Below are 18,037 nucleotides of genomic sequence, written 5' to 3' on the forward strand. Positions count from 1 at the left end.
GTGAGCCAGCCGCCGAGCGTCGGCCCGACGATCGGGCCGAGCTGGCCTGCGGTCGACACGAACGCGATCGCCGCGACGTACTGTTCGCCCGGCACGCGCCGCAGCACGGCGAGCCGCCCGATCGGCAGCAGCATCGAGCCGCCGATGCCCTGCAGCGCGCGCGCGGCGACGAGCTGGCCGAGCGTATGCGACGCCGCGCAGGCGATCGATGCGAGCACGAACACGAGAATCGCAATCGAGAACACGCGGCGCGTGCCGAACCGGTCGGCCAGCCAGCCGGACGCCGGCGTGAGCATCGCCATCGTCAGCGTATAGACGACCACGACGGGCTGCATCGCGAGCGGCGACGCGTGCAGGCTTTGCGCGATCGAAGGCAGGGCGGTGTTGACGATCGTCGTGTCGAGCGACTGCATGAAGAACGCAGCGGCGACGATCCAGAGCAGCGCGGAGTGTGTGGGTTCCCGGGACATGGCGAATTCGATGGTGCAAAGGCCGGCGCGGGCGGCGCGTCGGCACGGCACCAGCCGGTCTTCAAGCGCACGATGGTACCGATTCCGGCGATCATCGGGAAGCTGCCTGATGATGTTGACTGTCATCGGAAACAACGATGACAATGCGGGATGCTCAATCCCGTCTGGCTCAAGACGTTCGCGACCGTCACGAACTGCCGCAGCTTCACCGAAGCGGGCCGGCAGCTCGGGCTCAACCAGTCGAGCGTCAGCGAACACATCCGTCGTCTCGAGGAAAGCGTCGGGCGGCGTCTGTTCGTGCGCGACACCCATTCGATCGCGATGACGGCCGATGGCGAGGCGCTGCTCGTGCATGCGAACGTGATCCTGCAGGCGCTGAACCGCGCGGAATCGCAATTCCGCAAGCCGAGGCTGCAGGGCCTGGTGCGGCTCGGCGCGCCAGACGATCTCGCGCTCGTCGCGTTGCCTGACGTGCTGGCCGGGTTTCGCGCCGCACACCCGGACGTCGCGCTGGAGATCACCACCGGCATGACGAGCCGGCTCTACGAAGGGCTGGACGCGGGGGCGCTCGACCTGATGATCGGCAAGCGGCGGCTCGGCGAGCGGCGCGGCACGCCGCTCCTGCGCACGCGGCTCGAGTGGGTCGCGCGGCCCGGCACCGTCGTCGATCCGGAGCGGCCGCTGCCGCTCGTGCTGGTCGCCGAGCCGAGCGTGACGCGCGCGATCGTCCTGAACGCGCTCGCCGAGAAGGGCATCGGCTGGGAAGTCGTGTGCTCGAGCAGCAGCCAGCCGGGCTGCATCGCGGCCGCGCGCGCGGGGCTCGGCTTGACCGCGACGTCGCACTATTTGTCGACGGGCGGGCTGGCGCCGCTGGTCAACGGCGGCGCGCTGCCCGTGCTGCCCGACATCGAATTCATCGCACTGGCCGCGAAGCGGCTCAGCCAGCCGGCGCGCACGTTGCTCGAATTGCTGGAAGCGAGCGACCTGAGCACACCGGGCGCGAACGCGTAACGGGCTCGCCACGCGCGACGCGCCCGGTTCCGGCGCCCGCTCAACGCGATGTGATGCGCTCCGTCACGCGGCCATCATGCGACCGTCATGCGGCCCGCTTCTGCGAAATCACCAGCAGCGCGCCGTTCTTGTCCTCCAGCACCGCGCGGTATTCGTGCGGCCCGGCCTGCACGGGCACGCGCACCGACGCGCCGGCCTTCACGACCCGCGCCATCGCCGCATACAGGTCGTCGTCCTCGTCGACGCGCAGCGTGAGCGCCGCGCGCTCGACGATCTGCTCGTCGCCCGCGACCAGCGCGATCGTCAGCGGGCCGCCGTCGAGCGCGCAATAACGATCGCCGTCGCGGAACTTCACGTTCAGGCCCAGCCCGTCGACGAACAGCGGCAGCGCCGTGTCGATGTCGTCGACGGGATACAGCAGCATCGATACCTTCATCCCGGATCTCCCTTGTCTTGATGTGGGCGGCGTGCAACGTGCCGCCGTTCGATGCTAGCGCGCCGTTCGCGCGCTCACGCAGTCCGATCGGATGACCGTGAAACCCCTCTGTCCCCGCACGCGTGCCGATACTCCGAACAGACGATGCCCGCGCCCGGCCGCGCGCCGACACTCCCATCCGTGGACCGTCGCTATTCGTCCGTATCGTGCGGGCGGGCTGCGCGACCCCGACTCGTCCAACATACATGGAGACGCACGCAATGAAGTTTTCCCTCATCTACGAAGCCCAGACCACCGACGCATCGCGCGAGGGCGACCACCGGGTGTTCAAGGAGACGGTCGAACAGGCGCTGCTCGCCGAGCAGGTCGGCTTCGACACGATCTGGTGCGTCGAGCACACGTCGCTGACCAACTATGCGCACATGAGCGCGCCGGAAACCTTCCTTGCGTACCTGGCCGGCCGCACGACGCGCATCGGCCTCGGCCACGGCGTCGTGTGCCTGCCGCCCGCGATGAACCACCCGATCAAGGTCGCCGAGCGCGTCGCGCTGCTCGACATCCTGTCGGGCGGCCGCGTGCATTTCGGTGTCGGCAAGGGCGGGAGCCAGCAGGAAGCCGGCGCGTTCGGCTACGACCTCAACGAGCTGCAGCCGATGATCGACGAATCGATGTACCTCGTGCCGAAGATGTTCGTGCAGGACGAGATCGAGCACGACGGCAAGTACATCAAGATCCCGAAGCGTCCGATCCACCCGAAGCCGTTCCAGGATCCGCACCCGCCGATGTACCTCGCGTGCACCAACACCGACGCGCTGCTGCGCGCCGGCCAGCGCGGGATGGGCGCGCTGGTGCTCGGTTTCGGCGGCCCCGATGAAGTCGCGAAGAAGAACGCCGTGTATCGCGAAGCGTGGGCGAACCGCAAGCCGGAAGACCAGGTCGGCTTCCGCCCGACCCAGCACCTCGCGGCGCTGTGCCCGACGGTCGTGATGGCCGACGGCCAGGCCGCCCGCAAGATCGGCATCCGCGGCCAGCGCTACTTCATGGAATCGCTCGCGTACTGGTACACGGGCGGCGAGCGTCCGGACCCGGCGAAGTGGGGCGACGACCTCGTGCAGGCCGACACCGGCGAGATGGTGATCCGCTCGCGCTTCGCGTCGGAGGAAGTCGTCGTGAACTTCGCCGATCCGGCGCTCGCGATGATGAACCCGAACCACGCGTACGGCACGGTGGACGACTGCATCGGCTATGTCGGCCGCCTGCAGGAAGCCGGCGTGGACGAAGTGCTGTTCCTGTGCCAGATGGGCACGGTGCCGCACGAAGCGCAGATGGAGACGATCCGCAATATCGGCGAGCACGTGATCCCGTTCTTCAACAAGGAGAAGGAGCGGGCCTGCGCGTAAGGCGGGGCGGGCCGCGCCCGTCGTCCCGTCCGGTCGGACGATGCGGCGCGGTCGCGCGAAGCCGACCATCGGTGGTGGCGAGCATCGCCCGCGGCCAGGCCGCGCAGAACAACCATGAACGAGAGCGGGGCGGGCGCCGCGGCGCATGCCCCGTTCCACAGGAGACATTCGTGCATCGCGACAACGATTCGAACGCATTGGCCGCCACGCTGGTCGCCCGGGCCGAGGCGCTGGCGCCGACGCTGGCCGGCCGCGCCGCGCAGGCGGAAGCGCTGGGCCGCATCCCGGCCGAGACGATCGCCGACATGCAGGCCGCCGGTTTCTTCAAGGTGCTGCAGCCGAAGCGCTACGGCGGCTACGAGCTCGATCCGCAGGCCTTCTTCGACATCCAGATGGCACTCGCGCGCGGCTGCATGTCGACCGCGTGGGTGTACGGCGTCGTCGGCGTGCACAACTGGCAGCTCGCGCTGTTCGACGAGCGCGCGCAGCAGGACGTGTGGGGCAACGACCCGGCGACGCTGATCGCGTCGACCTACATGCCGGTCGGCCGCGTCACGCCGGTCGACGGCGGCTTTCGCCTGTCGGGCCACTGGAAGTTCTCGAGCGGCAGCGAACTGTGCGAATGGGTGTTCCTCGGCGCGCTGGCGCCGCCGGCCGAGGCCGGCCAGCCGCCCGAATACCGCACCTTCCTGCTGCCGAAATCCGATTACCGGATCGAGCAGGACTGGGACGTGCTCGGCCTGCGCGCGACGGGCAGCCACGACATCGTCGTCGACGACGTGTTCGTGCCCGCGTACCGCACGCACAAGGCCATCGACGGGATGATGGGCACGAGCCCGGGCCTGGCCGTCAATGACGCGCCGCTGTTCAGGCTGCCGTTCGCGCAAATTTTCGTGCGCGCCGTGTGCACGTCGTGCATCGGCGCGCTGCAGGGCGCGCTCGACGATTTCACCGGTTATGCGGCCACGCGCGTATCGGCCAACAGCGGCGCGAAGACGACCGACGATCCGGGCGCGCAGAACGCGTGCGCGAACGCGGCCGTCGCGATCGACGAGATGAAGGTGCTGCTCAGGCGCAATTTCGCGGAACTGATGGCGTCGGTGACGGGCGGTCCGGCCGTGTCGATCGAGCGCCGCGTGCATTTCCGCTACCAGTCCGCGCAGGTCGCCGAGCGCTGCGCGCAGGCGGCGAACGCGCTGCTGCGCTACGCGGGCGGCAACGGCATCTATCATCGCAATCCGCTGGTGCGCCGCTTTCTCGACCTGCATGCGGCCCGCGCGCATTACGCGAACAATGTGGACCGTTTCGGCCAGAACCTCGGCGCCGTGATGCTCGGCCGCGAGAACACCGACTTCTTCATCTGACGGAGACGCGATGAACGACCCGCAAGCACAGCAATACGTGTTCGACGTGGTGGTCGTCGGTTCGGGCGCGGGCGCGCTGCTCGCCGCGTGCCGCGCGGCCGACCGCGGCCTGTCCGTCGTCGTGATCGAGAAGACGGCGCTGTACGGCGGCACGTCGGCCGTGTCGGGCGGCGGGATCTGGGTGCCGTGCAACCACCACATCGCCGAGCTGGGCGCGACCGATTCGCGCGAGGCCGCGCGCGGCTACATCGAAGCCTGCGTGGCCGGCGCGTCGACACCCGAGAAGCTCGACACGTATCTCGACCGCGCGCCGGAGATGCTGCGCTACCTCGAATCGAAGACCCCGGTGCGCTACCAGTCGCTGCCGAAGTACGCGGACTATTTCCAGAAGGTGCCGGGCGCGATGCCGGGTTATCGCGCGCTCGATCCGCTGCCGTTCGACGGCGCGCTGCTCGGCGACGAGCTCGACCGGCTGCGGCCGCCGTCGCCCGGCACGCTGATCGGCGGGCGCGTGGCGGTGACGTCGAAGGAAGCGCACACGCTGTTCTCGCGCGGGCCCGGCTTCATGAAGCTCGCGATCGCACAGTTCGGCCGTTACTGGCTCGATATCGGGATGCGCCGCCGCACGCGGCGCGACCGGCGCCTGACGCTCGGCAACGCGCTGATCGGCGGGCTGCGCCGCGCGCTGCTCGAGCGCAACGTGCCGGTGTGGCTCGACACGCCGATGCGCGACCTGCTCGACGTGGACGGCCGCGTGACGGGCGTGCGCGCGCAGCGTTTCGGGCAGCCCGTGACGATCGCCGCGCGACGCGGCGTGATCCTCGGCGCAGGCGGTTTCGAGCGTAACCAGCCGATGCGCGAACGCTATCTGCCGCAGCCGACGCAGGCGCAGTGGAGCGCGACGCCGCCTGCCAACACCGGCGATGCGATCGCCGAAGGCCATCGGCTCGGCGGCGCGCTGGCGTTGATGGAGCACGTGTGGGGCGCACCGACGGTCGGGGTCGCCGGCGAGGAGAAACAGCGCGCGCTGTTCGTCGAGCGCAACCTGCCGGGCTGCGTGATCGTCAACAGCCTCGGCAAGCGCTTCGTCAACGAAGCCGCGCCGTATTCCGAATTCGTGCCAGCGATGTATCGCGACCATGCGCGCACCGGTGCGAGCGTGCCTGCATGGATGGTGTTCGACGCGCGGTTTCGGCGCAAGTATCCGTGCGGGCCGATCATGCCGGCGTCGATGATGCCCGATGCGCGGATTCCGGCGGCGTTTCGCGACGTGCTCGTGAAGGCCGACACGATCGACGCGCTGGCCGCGCGCATCGGCGTCGACGCGGCCGGGCTGCACGACACGCTGCGCGACATGGCGCGCTACGCGGCGACCGGAATCGACGAGGCGTTCGGCAAGGGCGACAACGCGTTCGACACGTACTACGGCGATCCACGGAACGAGCCGAACCCGTGCCTCGGGCCGGTCGATCAGGCGCCGTTCTATGCGGTGCGGATCGACGCGGGCGACATCGGCACGAAGGGCGGGCTCGTCACCGACGCGCTGGCCCGCGTGCTGCGCGCCGACGGCGAGCCGATCGCCGGCCTTTACGCGATCGGCAACACCAGCGCGTCGATGATGGGCGCGAGCTACCCCGGCGCGGGCTCGACGCTCGGCCCGGCGATGACCTTCGGTTTCATCGCCGCCGATCACCTGGCCGCGCACGCGGCCGACGCCGGCGGCCAGCCGGCCCGGCCATCCACGACTGAACTTGACGGAGTCCAAAGATGAGCGATCTCACCCCCCATCCGCTGCGCACCGACATGCTGCTCGCGATGCGCCGCCTCGCGCGCTCCGTCACGGTCATCAGCAGCGCGCACGACGGCCGGCGCTACTCGATGTCCGCGACGGCGGTCGACTCGCTGTCGACCGATCCGCCTTCGCTGCTGATCTGCATCAACCGCACCGCGTCGCTGTATCCGCCGCTCGATGCGGGCGCCCCGTTCTGCGTGAACGTGCTGTCGGCCCGTCACGAAGGCATCGCGATCGACTGCAGCGGCCGGCTGAAGGGCGAAGCGCGCTTCACGACCGGCGACTGGCACACGTCGCCGCACGGCGTGCCGTATCTGCGCGATTCGCAGGCGAGCCTCGTATGCGAGCAGGACGGCCGCTTCGAATACGGCACGCATACGGTGTTCATCGGGCGCATTCGCGAGGTGCTGATGTGCGGCGACGTCGATCCGCTCGTCTATCTCGACGGCGCCTACACGACGCCCGGCGCGCCGGTGGCCCGTGCGGCCGCGTGACGTGAGGAGCCGGCGATGAGCGATTCGCGCTTCCATCGGCTGACCGTCGCCGAAGTGATTGCCGAAAGCGACGACGCGTGCTCGTTCGTGTTCGACGTGCCGGCCGCGTTGCGCGACGCATTCGCGTACCGGCCCGGGCAGTTCCTGACGCTGAACGTGCCGTGCGCGGACGCGGCCGTTGCGCGCTGCTATTCGCTGTCGAGTGCGCCCGGCATCGACGCCGCGCCGAAGATCACCGTCAAGCGCGTGCGCGACGGCCGGGCATCGAACTGGCTGTGCGACCGCGTGCAGGCGGGCGACACGCTCGAGGTGCTGCCGCCGGCCGGCGTGTTCACGCCGCGCGCACTCGACGGCGACCTGCTGCTGTTCGCGGGCGGCAGCGGCATCACGCCCGTGCTGTCGATCCTGAAATCGGCGCTCGTGCACGGGCGCGGGATGCTGACGCTGATCTACGCGAACCGCGACGAGCGCTCGGTGATTTTCCGCGACGAACTTCAGCAGCTCGCGCAGCGCCATCCGGGGCGCGTGCGTGTGATCCACTGGCTCGACAGCGTGCAGGGCATTCCGCAGCAGCGCCATCTCGAGGAACTCGCGCGGCCGTTCAGCCGGCAGGAGACGTTCATCTGCGGACCCGCGCTGTTCATGGAGAACGCGCTGGCCGCGATGCTCGGCCTCGGGCTGCCGCGTGCGCGCGTGCATGTCGAGCGGTTCGCGTCGTTGCCCGATGCACCGGCGCAGGCCGCGGCTACGGCGACTACAGCGACTACGGCGGCAACCTTGTCGCCCGGCGACGGTGCGGCGATCGAGACGGTGCTCGACGGCGACGCGTTCGCGTTCGACAGCGCGCCCGGCGAAACGCTGCTCGACGCGATGCTGCGCGCGGGTGTGCCGGCGCCGAATTCCTGCCGGATGGGGCAATGCGGCGCGTGCATGTGCCGGATCGAGCGCGGCGAGGTCGCGCTCGACAGCAACCACGTGCTCGACGACGACGAGATCGCGGCCGGCTGGACGCTCGCCTGTTGCGCACGGCCCGCGAGCGATGCACTGCGCGTGGTGTTTCCCGACTGAGCCGACGCGCGCCGGCGGCGCGCACGGCCACCCTGATCTATGACGATGGACAACGAAATCCTGACCACGCCCGCGCTGATCGCGCGGGCAGCCGCGCGCCACGGCGCGCATCCGGCGATCGAGTCGGAGCACGGCCGGCTGACCTACGCGGAACTCGACACGGCCCGCCTCGACGCGGCTCGCGCGCTGCTCGCGAGCGGCATCGAGGCCGGCGACCGCATCGCCGTGTGGGCGCCGAACCTGCCGCAATGGATCGTCGCGGCGCTGGCGATCCACACCGTCGGCGCGATTCTCGTGCCGGTCAACACGCGGATGAAGGGGATGGAGGTGGGCGGCATCCTGCACGACGGCGGCGCGCGGCTGCTGTTCTGCTGCGGCACGTTCCTCGGCGAATCCTATCCGGCGATGCTCGCGCCGCACCGCCCCGCGACGGTCGAACGTGTCGTCGTGTTCGATGGCGAACCGCCGCGCGGCGCGCATGACGAGACCTGGAACGCGTTCCTCGCGCGCGGCGCCGAGGTGCCGCTGGACGCGGTGCGCGAACGCGAGGCACAAGTGACGCCCGACACCGTGATGGACCTGATGTTCACGTCCGGCACGACGGGCCGCCCGAAGGGCGTGATGACCGCGCACGGCCAGAACCTGCGCGCCGCGCAGGCATGGGCGGCGATCGCCGGCGTGCGTCCTGACGACCGCTACCTGATCGTCAATCCGTTCTTCCACACGTTCGGCTACAAGGCGGGCTGGCTCGCCGCGCTGTCGAGCGGTGCGACCGTGCTGCCGCATCTCGTGTTCCAGCCGGCCGACGTGCTGCGGCGCGTTGCCCTCGACCGCATATCGGTGCTGCCCGGCCCGCCGACGCTGTACTACGCGCTGCTCGACGCGCCCGATCGGGCGACGCACGACCTGTCGTCGCTGCGGATCGCGGTCACGGGCGCGGCGGCGATCGCCCCGAGCCTGATCGAACGGATGCGCGCCGAGCTCGGCTTCGAGACGGTGCTGACCGGCTACGGGCTGACCGAATCGTGCGGCTTCGCGACGCTGTGCCGTCAAGGCGACGATGCGCAGACGGTCGCCTGTACGTCCGGCCGGCCGATGCCGGGTGTCGAATTACGCATCGCGGGGCCGGGCGGCGCGCCGCTCGGGCCGGATGAGACCGGCGAGATCTGGGTGCGCGGCTACAACGTGATGCGCGGCTATTTCAACCAGCCGGACGCGACGCGCGAAACCGTCGATCCCGATGGCTGGCTGCATACGGGCGATCTCGGCTGCGTCGACGCGAACGGCAACCTGAAGATCACCGACCGCATCAAGGACATGTTCATCGTCGGCGGCTTCAACTGCTATCCGGCCGAGATCGAGCGGCTGCTCGCCGCGCATCCGGCGATTGCGCAGGTCGCGCTGGTCGGCGTGCCCGATACGCGGCTCGGCGAGGTCGGGCACGCGTATGTCGTGCTGCGGCCGGGCGCGCATGCCGACGCCGACGAACTGAATGACTGGGCGCGCCGCAACATGGCGAACTACAAGGTGCCGCGCTATTTCACGTTCGTCGGGCAACTGCCGACGAGTGCGGCCGGGAAGGTGCTGAAGTACCGCCTGCGGGCGGGGACCGAGGCGGCGGCCTGAACGCCGCCGCCGTACACGAACGGGATGAACGCATGAACGACAACGGATTTCCGCAGGGTGCGGTGCTGGTGTTCGGCGGCAGCGGCGGGATCGGGCAGGGTGTCGCGCTCGAGTTCGCGCGGGCCGGCGTGCCGGTCGCGGTGGGCTACCGCAGCAAGGCCGACGTGGCCGAGCGGGTCGCGCGCGACATTCGCGGCGAGGGTGTCGCGGCCACCACGCACTGCGTGGACGTGACCGATCCCGCACAGGTCGACGCCGCGCTCGCGGCCGCGATCGGCGCGCATGGCCGCGTGCACACGGTGGTCTGGGCGGCCGGGCCGTTCGTGAACCAGCGTCATATCGGCGACATGACACACGATGACTGGTGCCGCGCGATCGACGTCGAGACAATCGGCTTCTTCGTGGCGGCGAAGGCCGCGCTGCCGCACTTCCGTGCGTCGGGAGGCGGATCGTTCGTGACGCTCGGGTCGGCCGGGCATCTGCGCTGGCCCGACCGCGACGGGCTGTCGGTCGCACCCAAGGCGGCGAACGAGGCGCTGGTGAAAGGGCTGGCGCGCGAGGAAGGGCGCTACGACATTCGCGCGAATTCGATCCTGGTCGGCGTGATCGAGGCCGGGATGTTTCCGGTGCTGCTCGAACAGGGGCAGTTCGACCAGGCGTGGATCGACGAGACACAGAAGATGCTCGCGCTCAAGCGCTGGGGGAAGGCGCACGATGTCGGGCGGGCGGCGGTGTTCCTGGCGTCGGATCGGGCTGGTTACATTACCGGGCAGCAGTTGAATGTTTCCGGTGGGTATGGGGTGTAGCGGTGGATTGATGGCCTCGGACAGCCGTTTGCTGCGAGCTGGCCTTTCGCGTCTGTGGAACATTTTCGCTACCGATGCTCGATGCGATTCAGCTTCGAAAGCACGTCCGACGACCGGTCCGTCATGCTTCTCGACCAAACCGTGCTTTCGGCCACGGCGATATTTCCGCTTCGTTCATCGCTGTTCCCCATGATCCTGTCGCGAAGCCGGATGTAGGGCTGCTCCACAAATTGGTACGTCAGATGAGCAAACACGAAATAGCAGCCGGCAAGCGTAGCGTAAAAGATGAGCGTCGTGCGGTGACCGTCGATTGTCCATCCATATTTTGAGAACATGGCGAGCACCAGCGTGAGCATGCAGATGTGCCCTAGGTAGAGGGAATACGAAATCCGGCTGGTCCACCTGATGAAGTGATCGAGCAGAGCGCTGCCCGATGTATGAACGGTCATCGCCGCGGGAAGCAACGTGGCAATGACGACAGACAGAATCGGGTAAGCCATTGTGCGCACGACTCCACTGGTAACCAGATACGGAGCACCGCACGAAAAATAGATCGTGAATCCGATAAATAACGGCATCGAATATTTCCAGGCTGATGCTGAACGTGTGAACCATTCCGGCTGCTCGATTCGGATGTAGGCGGCGATCACGCCGATGAACAGGGAGTCCAGTCGGCAAAGAACGATGGACCGAACATGGCGATCGACATCCGATAGTGATTGGGCATGCCAACCAAAGACGATTCTCGCGGCGAGAGGAACAATTAGGAATGCGACGCATGTGGCGAGCATTGCACGCCCATTCGACTTCAATGTGCCGGCCGCCGCGAGGAACACGCATGGAAGCAACAGGTAGAACCACTCCTCGACGGCGAGGCTCCATGAGTGTTCGAAGAACGGCGCTATCGGCCACGCGAGATTCTGGAGGAAGAGGAAGAACGGCCACGCCACCTCGAGAGAGGCCGGTCCATGGTAGTCGAAGCGGAGATAGACAAGCAGGAAGAACCCATATAGTGGGAGGGTACGAGCCCAGCGACGTTTCCAGAAATCAAGAATATCGCCAGGTGCCTTGAGCTTGCCTGCTTTTCTGGACTGAATCAGCACGCTACCGATCAGGAACCCGCTTAGGACGTAAAAGATCTCGACCCCGATGGTTCCCTGTGCCGAGAAATACCACCGCAGCCACTCGGGTGGTGTTCCGTGCGCCACAGTATGGCTGGCCAGAACGAGGAGAACCGCGAGTGCGCGCAGTACGTCCAGTCCGAATACGCGCTGTTTGTCGAGGTGCGGGGCAGACTTCGTCATCGAGGAAATGGGTGTGTTGGACGGCGAAGTGTATATCAACCGCTTGGCGTATTTTGGGGGGCTATGGACGCACGGCGAAGCAGGGGGCACGTGCTTTCATTTCCGGACTCAAATGAGGGGTTGTCTATCGGGAAATGTTGCCGATGTTGGCCGGGGATCGATAACGATTTCTCATCGCAATCGGTGCGCCATGACTTTGATTGATGGGGCGCGTCGGTGGACACACGATCGTGATGTGACGTCGCGAACCGATCTGAAATTGTGCCCGACACGCCCGGCCGCACTCGCATTGTGGATCAGAGCTTGCGCATCACGCAGCCGATAAAGGCGGCGTGATCGGGCGAGAGTGTCTCGATCATTGCCAAACCTTCTATCTCGCGATGGATACTGAAGGTCTCGTTTCGATTTGAAATCTTGAATTCGCGGCCCTCAACATGGAAGTTCCATTGATGAAACCCCTCCCAATTCTCGGCCAACGCTTCGTTCGCTGCGTGCTCCGTCGCAATGTAGCCACCGGGTTTAGTCACGGCGATCATCTGCAGAAAGGCTTCGACTGGATTGTAGCTATGGTCGAGCGTGTTCTTCGCATATGTCAGGTCGAACGTGTTTTCCGGAAACATCGAGGTCAGGCATTCGCTTTCACACTGCCGGGTTTTGATAAGAGGGAGCCCGGCGGGGAAGTTCAGGCGGCTGTACAGGTCGCCCAGCGCGTCGACCGCGGTGATATTCAACGGTATGCCGTTCATTTTCTTGCCAAGCACCGTCATCGGGCCGGCGCCTACGTCGAGGATCTTCGGGTTCCGGATGCCGTTCAGAAGCTCGGCGATCCATTCGTGTATTTCGGTATCGGGGTTGATACGGAACTGAAAGTCTTCCGGCCATGCACCGCCCTTCGTCTCCAACCACTTTGCCCAGAATTCGATTTCGTTATCGATTCCGCTAGACCACTGCAATTTTCGCATCGTGTCCGCCCAGAGGGTATGGACGGACGATTCTATCATCCGATTGCAAGTTGTCTCGGATGCTGAAAATTCAGGCGTCGCAACAATCCGTACCGTGTTTCGATTTCGCGCGGCGTACCGATCGGACTGCGATTCGCGAACTGGTCCTTTCGCGTGACCCAGGGAGTCAGCACGCGCGAGCATCCGTATTCACCCTGCCTCGTCGCGGACGATTACGCATCTGCATCGTGTGCCAAGGCTCGAGGTCACTTCCTTGCAACGCATTCTTCAATACATTTCGCCACTAACGATTGACTGCAACGACGACTCACACGAGCTGAGGGCTGTCCAGCCTTGACCAACGAGCGTTGCGGCATCGATGCGTGACACGCCGGATCGCACGCTCCGGCATCGTCTGCCGAATAAGGATGCGTTCCTGAAACATTTCCTCCGATTAGAACCGGCGTGAGCTTCCGTGTTTTGCGGTGACCCTTGTCCCGCTTCGATTCGCGCCGCATGGCACGTGCCTTGCGGTTGACCCGGTGCCGCTGGCGCAAACGAATTTCGCGAGAACGACGAACGCGTCGGCGGCATGCAACGACATCGAAACAAACGGGGAATCGGATCGGGCCGCGGGTGCCGCCTGTCGCGGCGTACCTGCCGCGCATGTCGTATCGGTCATGCGAATCGGCAACGTGTTCCCGATCCGTCGAACAGCAAGCGTGCTTGCAAGGTGTCGTGCCGGGGTTCGCATCACGCATGGCGACGCAGGCCGCATGCGTTGGCGAGGCGCGCCCGGCACATGTCGGGGGAGGCGCCCGTGAAAACGACAGTGAACCAATGGGCATTCGTTGCGGTGATGTTCGCCGCGAGTGCGCATGCGCAGGAAATCTACCTGCAGGGCGGCACGCAGGGCGTCGGCATCGGCGCGGCCGTGAGCTTCAATTCGATGCTAGGTGCGCATGCGGATTTCAATGCAATCGATCTTTCGCATGACTTCACGGTGGCCGGCAATCGCTACCAGGACGACCTGAAGCTGCGCCAGGGCGGCTTGTACGCGGACATCTTTCCGTGGCGAGGCAGCGGCTTCCGCGCGACGCTCGGGCTACGCTTCAACGACGACGAGCTTCGCGGCGTATCGGTGCCGACCAATGGCACTTATGTGTTCGGCGGCAAGCGTTATCCGGCGATGCCGGGGATGTACGCGGTCGCGGAAGCGCGCTATCCGACCGTGATGCCGTACTTCGGGATCGGCTACGGGCACCGGCCGGCGTCGAAAGGGCTGGGATTCGTCGCCGATCTCGGCGTTGCGTACGGGATACCGAAATGCTCGTACACGCTGTCGCCGGAACTGGCGGCCGCGGCCGGGCCCGCGAAGAGCCAGATCCTGGCCGCGAGCGGGCTGGATTCGCTGCGGCAGGTAATGTCGCGCTACCGGTGGTATCCGGTGTTGCAGATCGGGATTTCGTATCGGTTCTGAGCGGCGGGGCGTCGTTGCGTGTGCCGGGCGGGGAATGGCCTGCATCGCCGATCAGGCCGGGCCAACGGATGTCGGCACGCGAGGGCCGACGACCCTCGCGAGCACCGTGCGCGGAGTCGGTGAATGCAGATGTTCCGCATCGACCGGCGTGCGCCCGCGCAGGCCGTTCATCCGTGAATAGCCGATCGGCCGTCTTTCCTGCCGTTCCGATCCGGCTTACCTTTCAAACAGCAGTTCGACGTGTCTGGCGAGCGGCGCATGCCGAAGGGTTCATGCGGCCCGTTGCCGTTCGCTGACGCCGACCACCGTCCTCCTTCCGTTGCTGGCGATGATAGCAATGATTGCAATTCCCGGTCATGGCGCTATCATTGATATCAATCTGGATGGAGGGAACCATGGCAAATCTACTGGTACGTAACGTGGATGACAATATCGTTCAGAGCCTGCGTGAGCGGGCTGCGGCAAATGGCCGGAGTGCCGAGGCCGAACATCGGGCCATTCTGGCCGATGCGCTCGGCAGGCCGAAGCGAAAGACATTTGCGCAAGTGCTGATGAGCATGCCCGATGTCGGCGAAGACGCGGATTTTCAACGTATTCAGGATTCCGGCGAGGCCAGGCGTGTATTTGATTGATACCAACGTCATCAGTGAAATCAGGAAGGGCAAGCGAACCAACCGTGGCGTGCGGGCGTTCTTCCGGCAGGCCGCGGCGGACGCCAGCCCGCTTTACCTGTCCGTCGTGACAGTTGCTGAACTTCGCCGCGGCGTCGACCTGATCCGTCATCGCGGCGATCACCCCCAGGCCTCGGCGCTCGAGGCCTGGGTGGCAACGATCCTGGCCGGCTATGCACCGAACATCCTGCCGGTCGACATCGAGATCAGCCAGACGTGGGGGCATTTGCGCGTGCCCGATCCGACGCACGAACTCGACAAGCTGATCGCGGCCACCGCGCTGATCAACGATCTCACCGTGGTTACGCGCAACGTCGCGGATTTCGCCCGCACCGGCGTCAGGTTGCTGAACCCGTTCGACTGATCCGGGTTGCCGCGTCGCGGCAACCTGTACCGGCTCCCCGTCTCCTTCCGCAGGCATGGCCCGTTCCGCCGGGCCGCCGCGCGCGTCCGCGCCGCTCCAATTCCCCGCCGCCTCTCGTCCCAACAGACGATGTAACACCACCCCCGACCGGCCAGAATCCTTTCACGAACAACGGATTCTGAACCAGGAGGAGGCCGACATGATCGATGTCCGTGCGCTTGGCTATGTCGTCGTCGAGGCGACGCGCGTCGATGCGTGGCGCCGCTACGCGGAAGACGTGCTGGGCATGCAGGCGCTCGACGCGCCCGACGGTGCGTTGTACCTGAAGATGGACGAGCGCGATTTCCGCTACGTGATCGTCCCCGGCTCGGCCGACCGCTATTTCGCGTCGGGCTGGGAACTGCCCGACGGCGCCGCGTTCGACGCCGCGCTTGCGGTGCTGCAGCGGGCAGGCGTCGAGCCGATCCGCGCGACGCCCGCCGAAGCCGCGCTGCGCCGCGTGCAGGCGATGGCGTGGTGCACCGACCCATCCGGCAACCGCCACGAGCTGTACTGGGGCGCGCGCTGCGATTTCCGCCGTTTCGTGTCGCCGCTGGGCGTTGCGCACTTCGTCACCGGCGACATGGGGCTCGGCCACGCGGTGCTGCCCGCGCCGCAGTTCGACGCGACCGACGCGTTCGTGCGCGGCGTGCTCGGCTTCGAGCTGTCCGATATTTATCGCGTGAAATTCACGCCCGATCCCGCCGAACCCGAAAAGCGCATCCACTTCATGCACTGCCGCAACGCGCGCCATCACAGCCTCGCGCTGTTCGAGATGGCCGTGCCGTCGGGCTGCGTGCACGTGATGGCCGAAGTCGACTCGATGGACGAAGTCGGCCGCGCGCTCGACCGCGTCGCCGCGCACGACGTGAAGATGTCGGCGACGCTCGGGCGTCACTGCAACGACCAGATGATCTCTTTCTACATGAAGACCCCCGGCGGCTTCGATCTCGAATACGGCTTCGGCGGCCTCACGGTCGACTGGTCGAAGCACGCGGTGTTCGAGGCCACGAAGGTGAGCCAGTGGGGCCACGATTTCAGCATCGGATACCGGTAAGCCAGCACGATGACGATGAAACCTCTCGACAAGACGATGTCCGCGCGCGACGTGGTCGCGCAACTCGCCGACGGCATGACGATCGGCATCGGCGGATGGGGGCCGCGGCGCAAGCCGATGGCGCTGGTGCGCGAAATCGCGCGCTCGAACCTGAAGGACCTGACGATCGTCGCGTACGGCGGCGCCGATGTCGGGCTGCTGTGCGCGGCCGGCAAGGTACGCAAGGTGGTGTTCGGCTTCGTGTCGCTCGATGTGATCCCGCTCGAACCGCAATTCCGCCGTGCGCGTGAACAGGGCCGCATCGACGTGCTGGAACTCGACGAAGGGATGCTGCAGCTCGGCCTGCGCGCGGCCGCCGCCCGGCTGCCGTTCCTGCCGACGCGTGCCGGGCTCGGCACCGCGCTGCTCGATCACGCGCCGCAACTGCGCACGGTGCAGTCGCCGTACGACGACGGCGAAACGCTGCTCGCGATGCCGGCGATCGGCCTCGACGTCGCGCTGCTGCACGTGAACGCGGCCGACCGGATGGGCAACACGCGTATCGACGGCCCCGATCCGTTCTTCGACGCGTGGATGGCACGTGCCGCGCAGCGTTGTTACGTGTCGGCGGAAACGGTCGACGCGTCGCTCGCGAGCGAAGACCTCGACGCAGCGAAACGCAATCCGTTCGAGCGCTCGCTCGTCACCGGCGTCGTGCACGCGCCGGGCGGCGCACACCCGACGTCGTGCGGGCCGGCCTACGGCTGGGACCTGCCGCACCTGCGCGCGTATTGCGCCAGTGCGGAAGACGATGCGAAGACGGCGGCGTACCTGCGCGACGTGGTCGGCCAGGACGAACGCCAGTACCTCGAAGGCGTCGGCGGGCTGTCGCACGTGACGACGCTGCCGTTGCCGATTCTGTAAAGGAGCGCCTGTGAGCGAATCTCTCGACCATTCCCTCGCGGAACTGATGATCGTCGCGTCCGCGCGACTCTGGCGCGACGACGGTGAAGTGCTGGCGACCGGCATCGGCACAGGCCCGCGGCTCGCGGCCGGCCTCGCGCGGCTTGCGTACAACAACGGGCTGATGCTGACCGACGGCGAAGCGTATCTCGTCGAGGAGCCGGTGCCGCTCGGCCCGCGCCCCGACGGCTACCGCGTGAAGGCGAGCGGCTGGATGACCTACGAACGCGTGTTCGACTGCCTGTGGCACGGCCGCCGCCATGCGCTCGTGACGCCGACGCAGATCGACCGTTTCGGCCAGGCCAACATCTCGTGGCTCGGCGACGACTACGCGCGCCCGAAAACCCAGCTGCTCGGCGCGCGCGGCTTCCCCGGCAACACGACGAACCACGCGAACTCGTTCTTCGTCAGCGGCCACGGCAAGCGCACGTTCGTCGAAGGCGAAGTCGACATGGTGTGCACCGTCGGCCACAACCCGGCGCGCCGGTTGCCCGGGATGAAAACCTTCGTCGACCTGCGCAGCATCGTCACCGACCTGTGCGTGATGGATTTCGGCGGCCCCGACCACGCGATCCGCGTGCGCTCGCTGCACCCGGGCGTGAGCTTCGACGAGGTGCAGGACGCGACGGGCTTCCCGTTGATCGCGCATCCGGAGCTCGGCACGACGGCCGCGCCGAACGCGGACGACCTGCGCATCGTGCGCGCGCTCGATCCGCACAACCTGCGCGCGACGATCGTGCGCAACAATCCGGCGCCGCGCCGGGGATGAGGT

General features: G+C 66.9%; 18 protein-coding genes. 14 read left to right on the forward strand and 4 right to left on the reverse strand.

The window, feature by feature from the left end:
• The coding region (locus L810_RS16510; protein ID WP_155836281.1) for an MFS transporter at positions 1-470 on the reverse strand (470 nt) is incomplete at its 3' end.
• A gap of 150 nt (positions 471-620) precedes the next feature.
• Here L810_RS16510 and L810_RS16515 point away from each other — a divergent pair.
• A complete protein-coding gene (locus L810_RS16515) occupies positions 621-1,481 on the forward strand; it encodes a LysR family transcriptional regulator (RefSeq protein ID WP_021159414.1) in 861 nt (286 codons plus the stop codon).
• A gap of 85 nt (positions 1,482-1,566) precedes the next feature.
• Here L810_RS16515 and L810_RS16520 read toward each other — a convergent pair whose 3' ends face one another.
• Entirely contained in the window at positions 1,567-1,917 is a 351-nt protein-coding gene (locus L810_RS16520) for a VOC family protein (protein WP_011355015.1), read from the reverse strand.
• A 260-nt stretch (positions 1,918-2,177) separates the two neighbouring features.
• Between L810_RS16520 and L810_RS16525 the strand changes: the two genes are divergently transcribed.
• From L810_RS16525 to L810_RS16555, 7 genes are all read left to right on the forward strand, one after another.
• Positions 2,178-3,317, forward strand: coding sequence for an LLM class flavin-dependent oxidoreductase (locus L810_RS16525; RefSeq protein WP_011355016.1), 1,140 nt, complete (start codon positions 2,178-2,180; stop codon positions 3,315-3,317).
• A 170-nt stretch (positions 3,318-3,487) separates the two neighbouring features.
• Positions 3,488-4,681 carry an acyl-CoA dehydrogenase family protein gene (locus L810_RS16530; RefSeq protein ID WP_021159415.1) on the forward strand — a complete coding sequence of 398 codons (1,194 nt, stop codon included), beginning with the start codon at positions 3,488-3,490 and terminating at the stop codon, positions 4,679-4,681.
• Between the two features lie 10 nt (positions 4,682-4,691).
• Positions 4,692-6,452, forward strand: coding sequence for an FAD-dependent oxidoreductase (locus tag L810_RS16535; RefSeq protein ID WP_021159416.1), 1,761 nt, complete (start codon positions 4,692-4,694; stop codon positions 6,450-6,452).
• Positions 6,449-6,967 (forward strand): flavin reductase family protein, encoded by a 519-nt coding sequence (locus L810_RS16540; protein WP_021159417.1) that lies wholly within the window; start codon positions 6,449-6,451, stop codon positions 6,965-6,967. The genes L810_RS16535 and L810_RS16540 overlap by 4 nt, the downstream gene beginning before the upstream one ends.
• Positions 6,968-6,982: 15 nt before the next feature.
• Positions 6,983-8,035: a ferredoxin--NADP reductase gene (locus L810_RS16545; protein WP_021159418.1), complete on the forward strand. Its 1,053-nt coding sequence runs from the start codon at positions 6,983-6,985 to the stop codon at positions 8,033-8,035.
• Positions 8,036-8,074: 39 nt separating this feature from the next.
• A complete protein-coding gene (locus L810_RS16550; protein WP_021159419.1) occupies positions 8,075-9,661 on the forward strand; it encodes a FadD3 family acyl-CoA ligase in 1,587 nt (528 codons plus the stop codon).
• Positions 9,662-9,693: 32 nt separating this feature from the next.
• Positions 9,694-10,467, forward strand: a complete 774-nt coding sequence (locus L810_RS16555) for an SDR family NAD(P)-dependent oxidoreductase (RefSeq protein ID WP_021159420.1) — start codon at positions 9,694-9,696, stop codon at positions 10,465-10,467.
• A gap of 68 nt (positions 10,468-10,535) precedes the next feature.
• Here L810_RS16555 and L810_RS16560 read toward each other — a convergent pair whose 3' ends face one another.
• Both L810_RS16560 and L810_RS16565 read right to left on the reverse strand, forming a co-directional pair.
• Entirely contained in the window at positions 10,536-11,771 is a 1,236-nt protein-coding gene (locus L810_RS16560; RefSeq protein WP_042975007.1) for an acyltransferase family protein, read from the reverse strand.
• A 296-nt stretch (positions 11,772-12,067) separates the two neighbouring features.
• Positions 12,068-12,733: a class I SAM-dependent methyltransferase gene (locus L810_RS16565; protein WP_162175291.1), complete on the reverse strand. Its 666-nt coding sequence runs from the start codon at positions 12,731-12,733 to the stop codon at positions 12,068-12,070.
• 781 nt (positions 12,734-13,514) lie between these two features.
• Between L810_RS16565 and L810_RS16570 the strand changes: the two genes are divergently transcribed.
• The 6 genes from L810_RS16570 (at position 13,515) to L810_RS16590 (ending at position 18,034) form a co-directional block, all read left to right on the forward strand.
• The gene (locus tag L810_RS16570; protein WP_042975010.1) at positions 13,515-14,192 is read left to right on the forward strand and encodes a hypothetical protein; all 678 of its coding nucleotides are present in this window, start codon (positions 13,515-13,517) and stop codon (positions 14,190-14,192) included.
• 395 nt (positions 14,193-14,587) lie between these two features.
• Positions 14,588-14,824 carry a FitA-like ribbon-helix-helix domain-containing protein gene (locus L810_RS45265; protein WP_021159426.1) on the forward strand — a complete coding sequence of 79 codons (237 nt, stop codon included), beginning with the start codon at positions 14,588-14,590 and terminating at the stop codon, positions 14,822-14,824.
• Positions 14,811-15,227 (forward strand): type II toxin-antitoxin system VapC family toxin, encoded by a 417-nt coding sequence (locus L810_RS16575; protein WP_021159427.1) that lies wholly within the window; start codon positions 14,811-14,813, stop codon positions 15,225-15,227. The genes L810_RS45265 and L810_RS16575 overlap by 14 nt, the downstream gene beginning before the upstream one ends.
• Positions 15,228-15,426: 199 nt before the next feature.
• Positions 15,427-16,323, forward strand: coding sequence for a VOC family protein (locus L810_RS16580; protein WP_021159428.1), 897 nt, complete (start codon positions 15,427-15,429; stop codon positions 16,321-16,323).
• Positions 16,324-16,332: 9 nt separating this feature from the next.
• Positions 16,333-17,226 carry a CoA transferase subunit A gene (locus L810_RS16585; protein ID WP_042975012.1) on the forward strand — a complete coding sequence of 298 codons (894 nt, stop codon included), beginning with the start codon at positions 16,333-16,335 and terminating at the stop codon, positions 17,224-17,226.
• 10 nt (positions 17,227-17,236) lie between these two features.
• On the forward strand, positions 17,237-18,034 hold the full coding sequence (locus tag L810_RS16590) for a CoA-transferase subunit beta (RefSeq protein WP_021159430.1): 798 nt from the start codon (positions 17,237-17,239) through the stop codon (positions 18,032-18,034).
• Positions 18,035-18,037: the final 3 nt, after the last annotated feature.

The organism is Burkholderia sp. AU4i (assembly GCF_000466765.1).
Classification (GTDB): Bacteria; Pseudomonadota; Gammaproteobacteria; order Burkholderiales; family Burkholderiaceae; genus Burkholderia; species Burkholderia cepacia.

What these genes read in the sequence shown, in the direction of transcription:
- L810_RS16535 (WP_021159416.1), top strand. Translation starts at nt 4,692, where the DNA reads ATGAACGACCCGCAAGCACAGCAATACGTGTTCGACGTGGTGGTCGTC.
- L810_RS16565 (WP_162175291.1), bottom strand. Translation starts at nt 12,733, where the DNA reads ATGCGAAAATTGCAGTGGTCTAGCGGAATCGATAACGAAATCGAATTC.
- L810_RS16515 (WP_021159414.1), top strand. Translation starts at nt 621, where the DNA reads ATGCTCAATCCCGTCTGGCTCAAGACGTTCGCGACCGTCACGAACTGC.
- L810_RS16520 (WP_011355015.1), bottom strand. Translation starts at nt 1,917, where the DNA reads ATGAAGGTATCGATGCTGCTGTATCCCGTCGACGACATCGACACGGCG.
- L810_RS16525 (WP_011355016.1), top strand. Translation starts at nt 2,178, where the DNA reads ATGAAGTTTTCCCTCATCTACGAAGCCCAGACCACCGACGCATCGCGC.
- L810_RS16585 (WP_042975012.1), top strand. Translation starts at nt 16,333, where the DNA reads ATGACGATGAAACCTCTCGACAAGACGATGTCCGCGCGCGACGTGGTC.
- L810_RS16580 (WP_021159428.1), top strand. Translation starts at nt 15,427, where the DNA reads ATGATCGATGTCCGTGCGCTTGGCTATGTCGTCGTCGAGGCGACGCGC.
- L810_RS16570 (WP_042975010.1), top strand. Translation starts at nt 13,515, where the DNA reads ATGTCGGGGGAGGCGCCCGTGAAAACGACAGTGAACCAATGGGCATTC.
- L810_RS16550 (WP_021159419.1), top strand. Translation starts at nt 8,075, where the DNA reads ATGACGATGGACAACGAAATCCTGACCACGCCCGCGCTGATCGCGCGG.
- L810_RS16540 (WP_021159417.1), top strand. Translation starts at nt 6,449, where the DNA reads ATGAGCGATCTCACCCCCCATCCGCTGCGCACCGACATGCTGCTCGCG.
- L810_RS16560 (WP_042975007.1), bottom strand. Translation starts at nt 11,771, where the DNA reads ATGACGAAGTCTGCCCCGCACCTCGACAAACAGCGCGTATTCGGACTG.
- L810_RS16545 (WP_021159418.1), top strand. Translation starts at nt 6,983, where the DNA reads ATGAGCGATTCGCGCTTCCATCGGCTGACCGTCGCCGAAGTGATTGCC.
- L810_RS16555 (WP_021159420.1), top strand. Translation starts at nt 9,694, where the DNA reads ATGAACGACAACGGATTTCCGCAGGGTGCGGTGCTGGTGTTCGGCGGC.
- L810_RS45265 (WP_021159426.1), top strand. Translation starts at nt 14,588, where the DNA reads ATGGCAAATCTACTGGTACGTAACGTGGATGACAATATCGTTCAGAGC.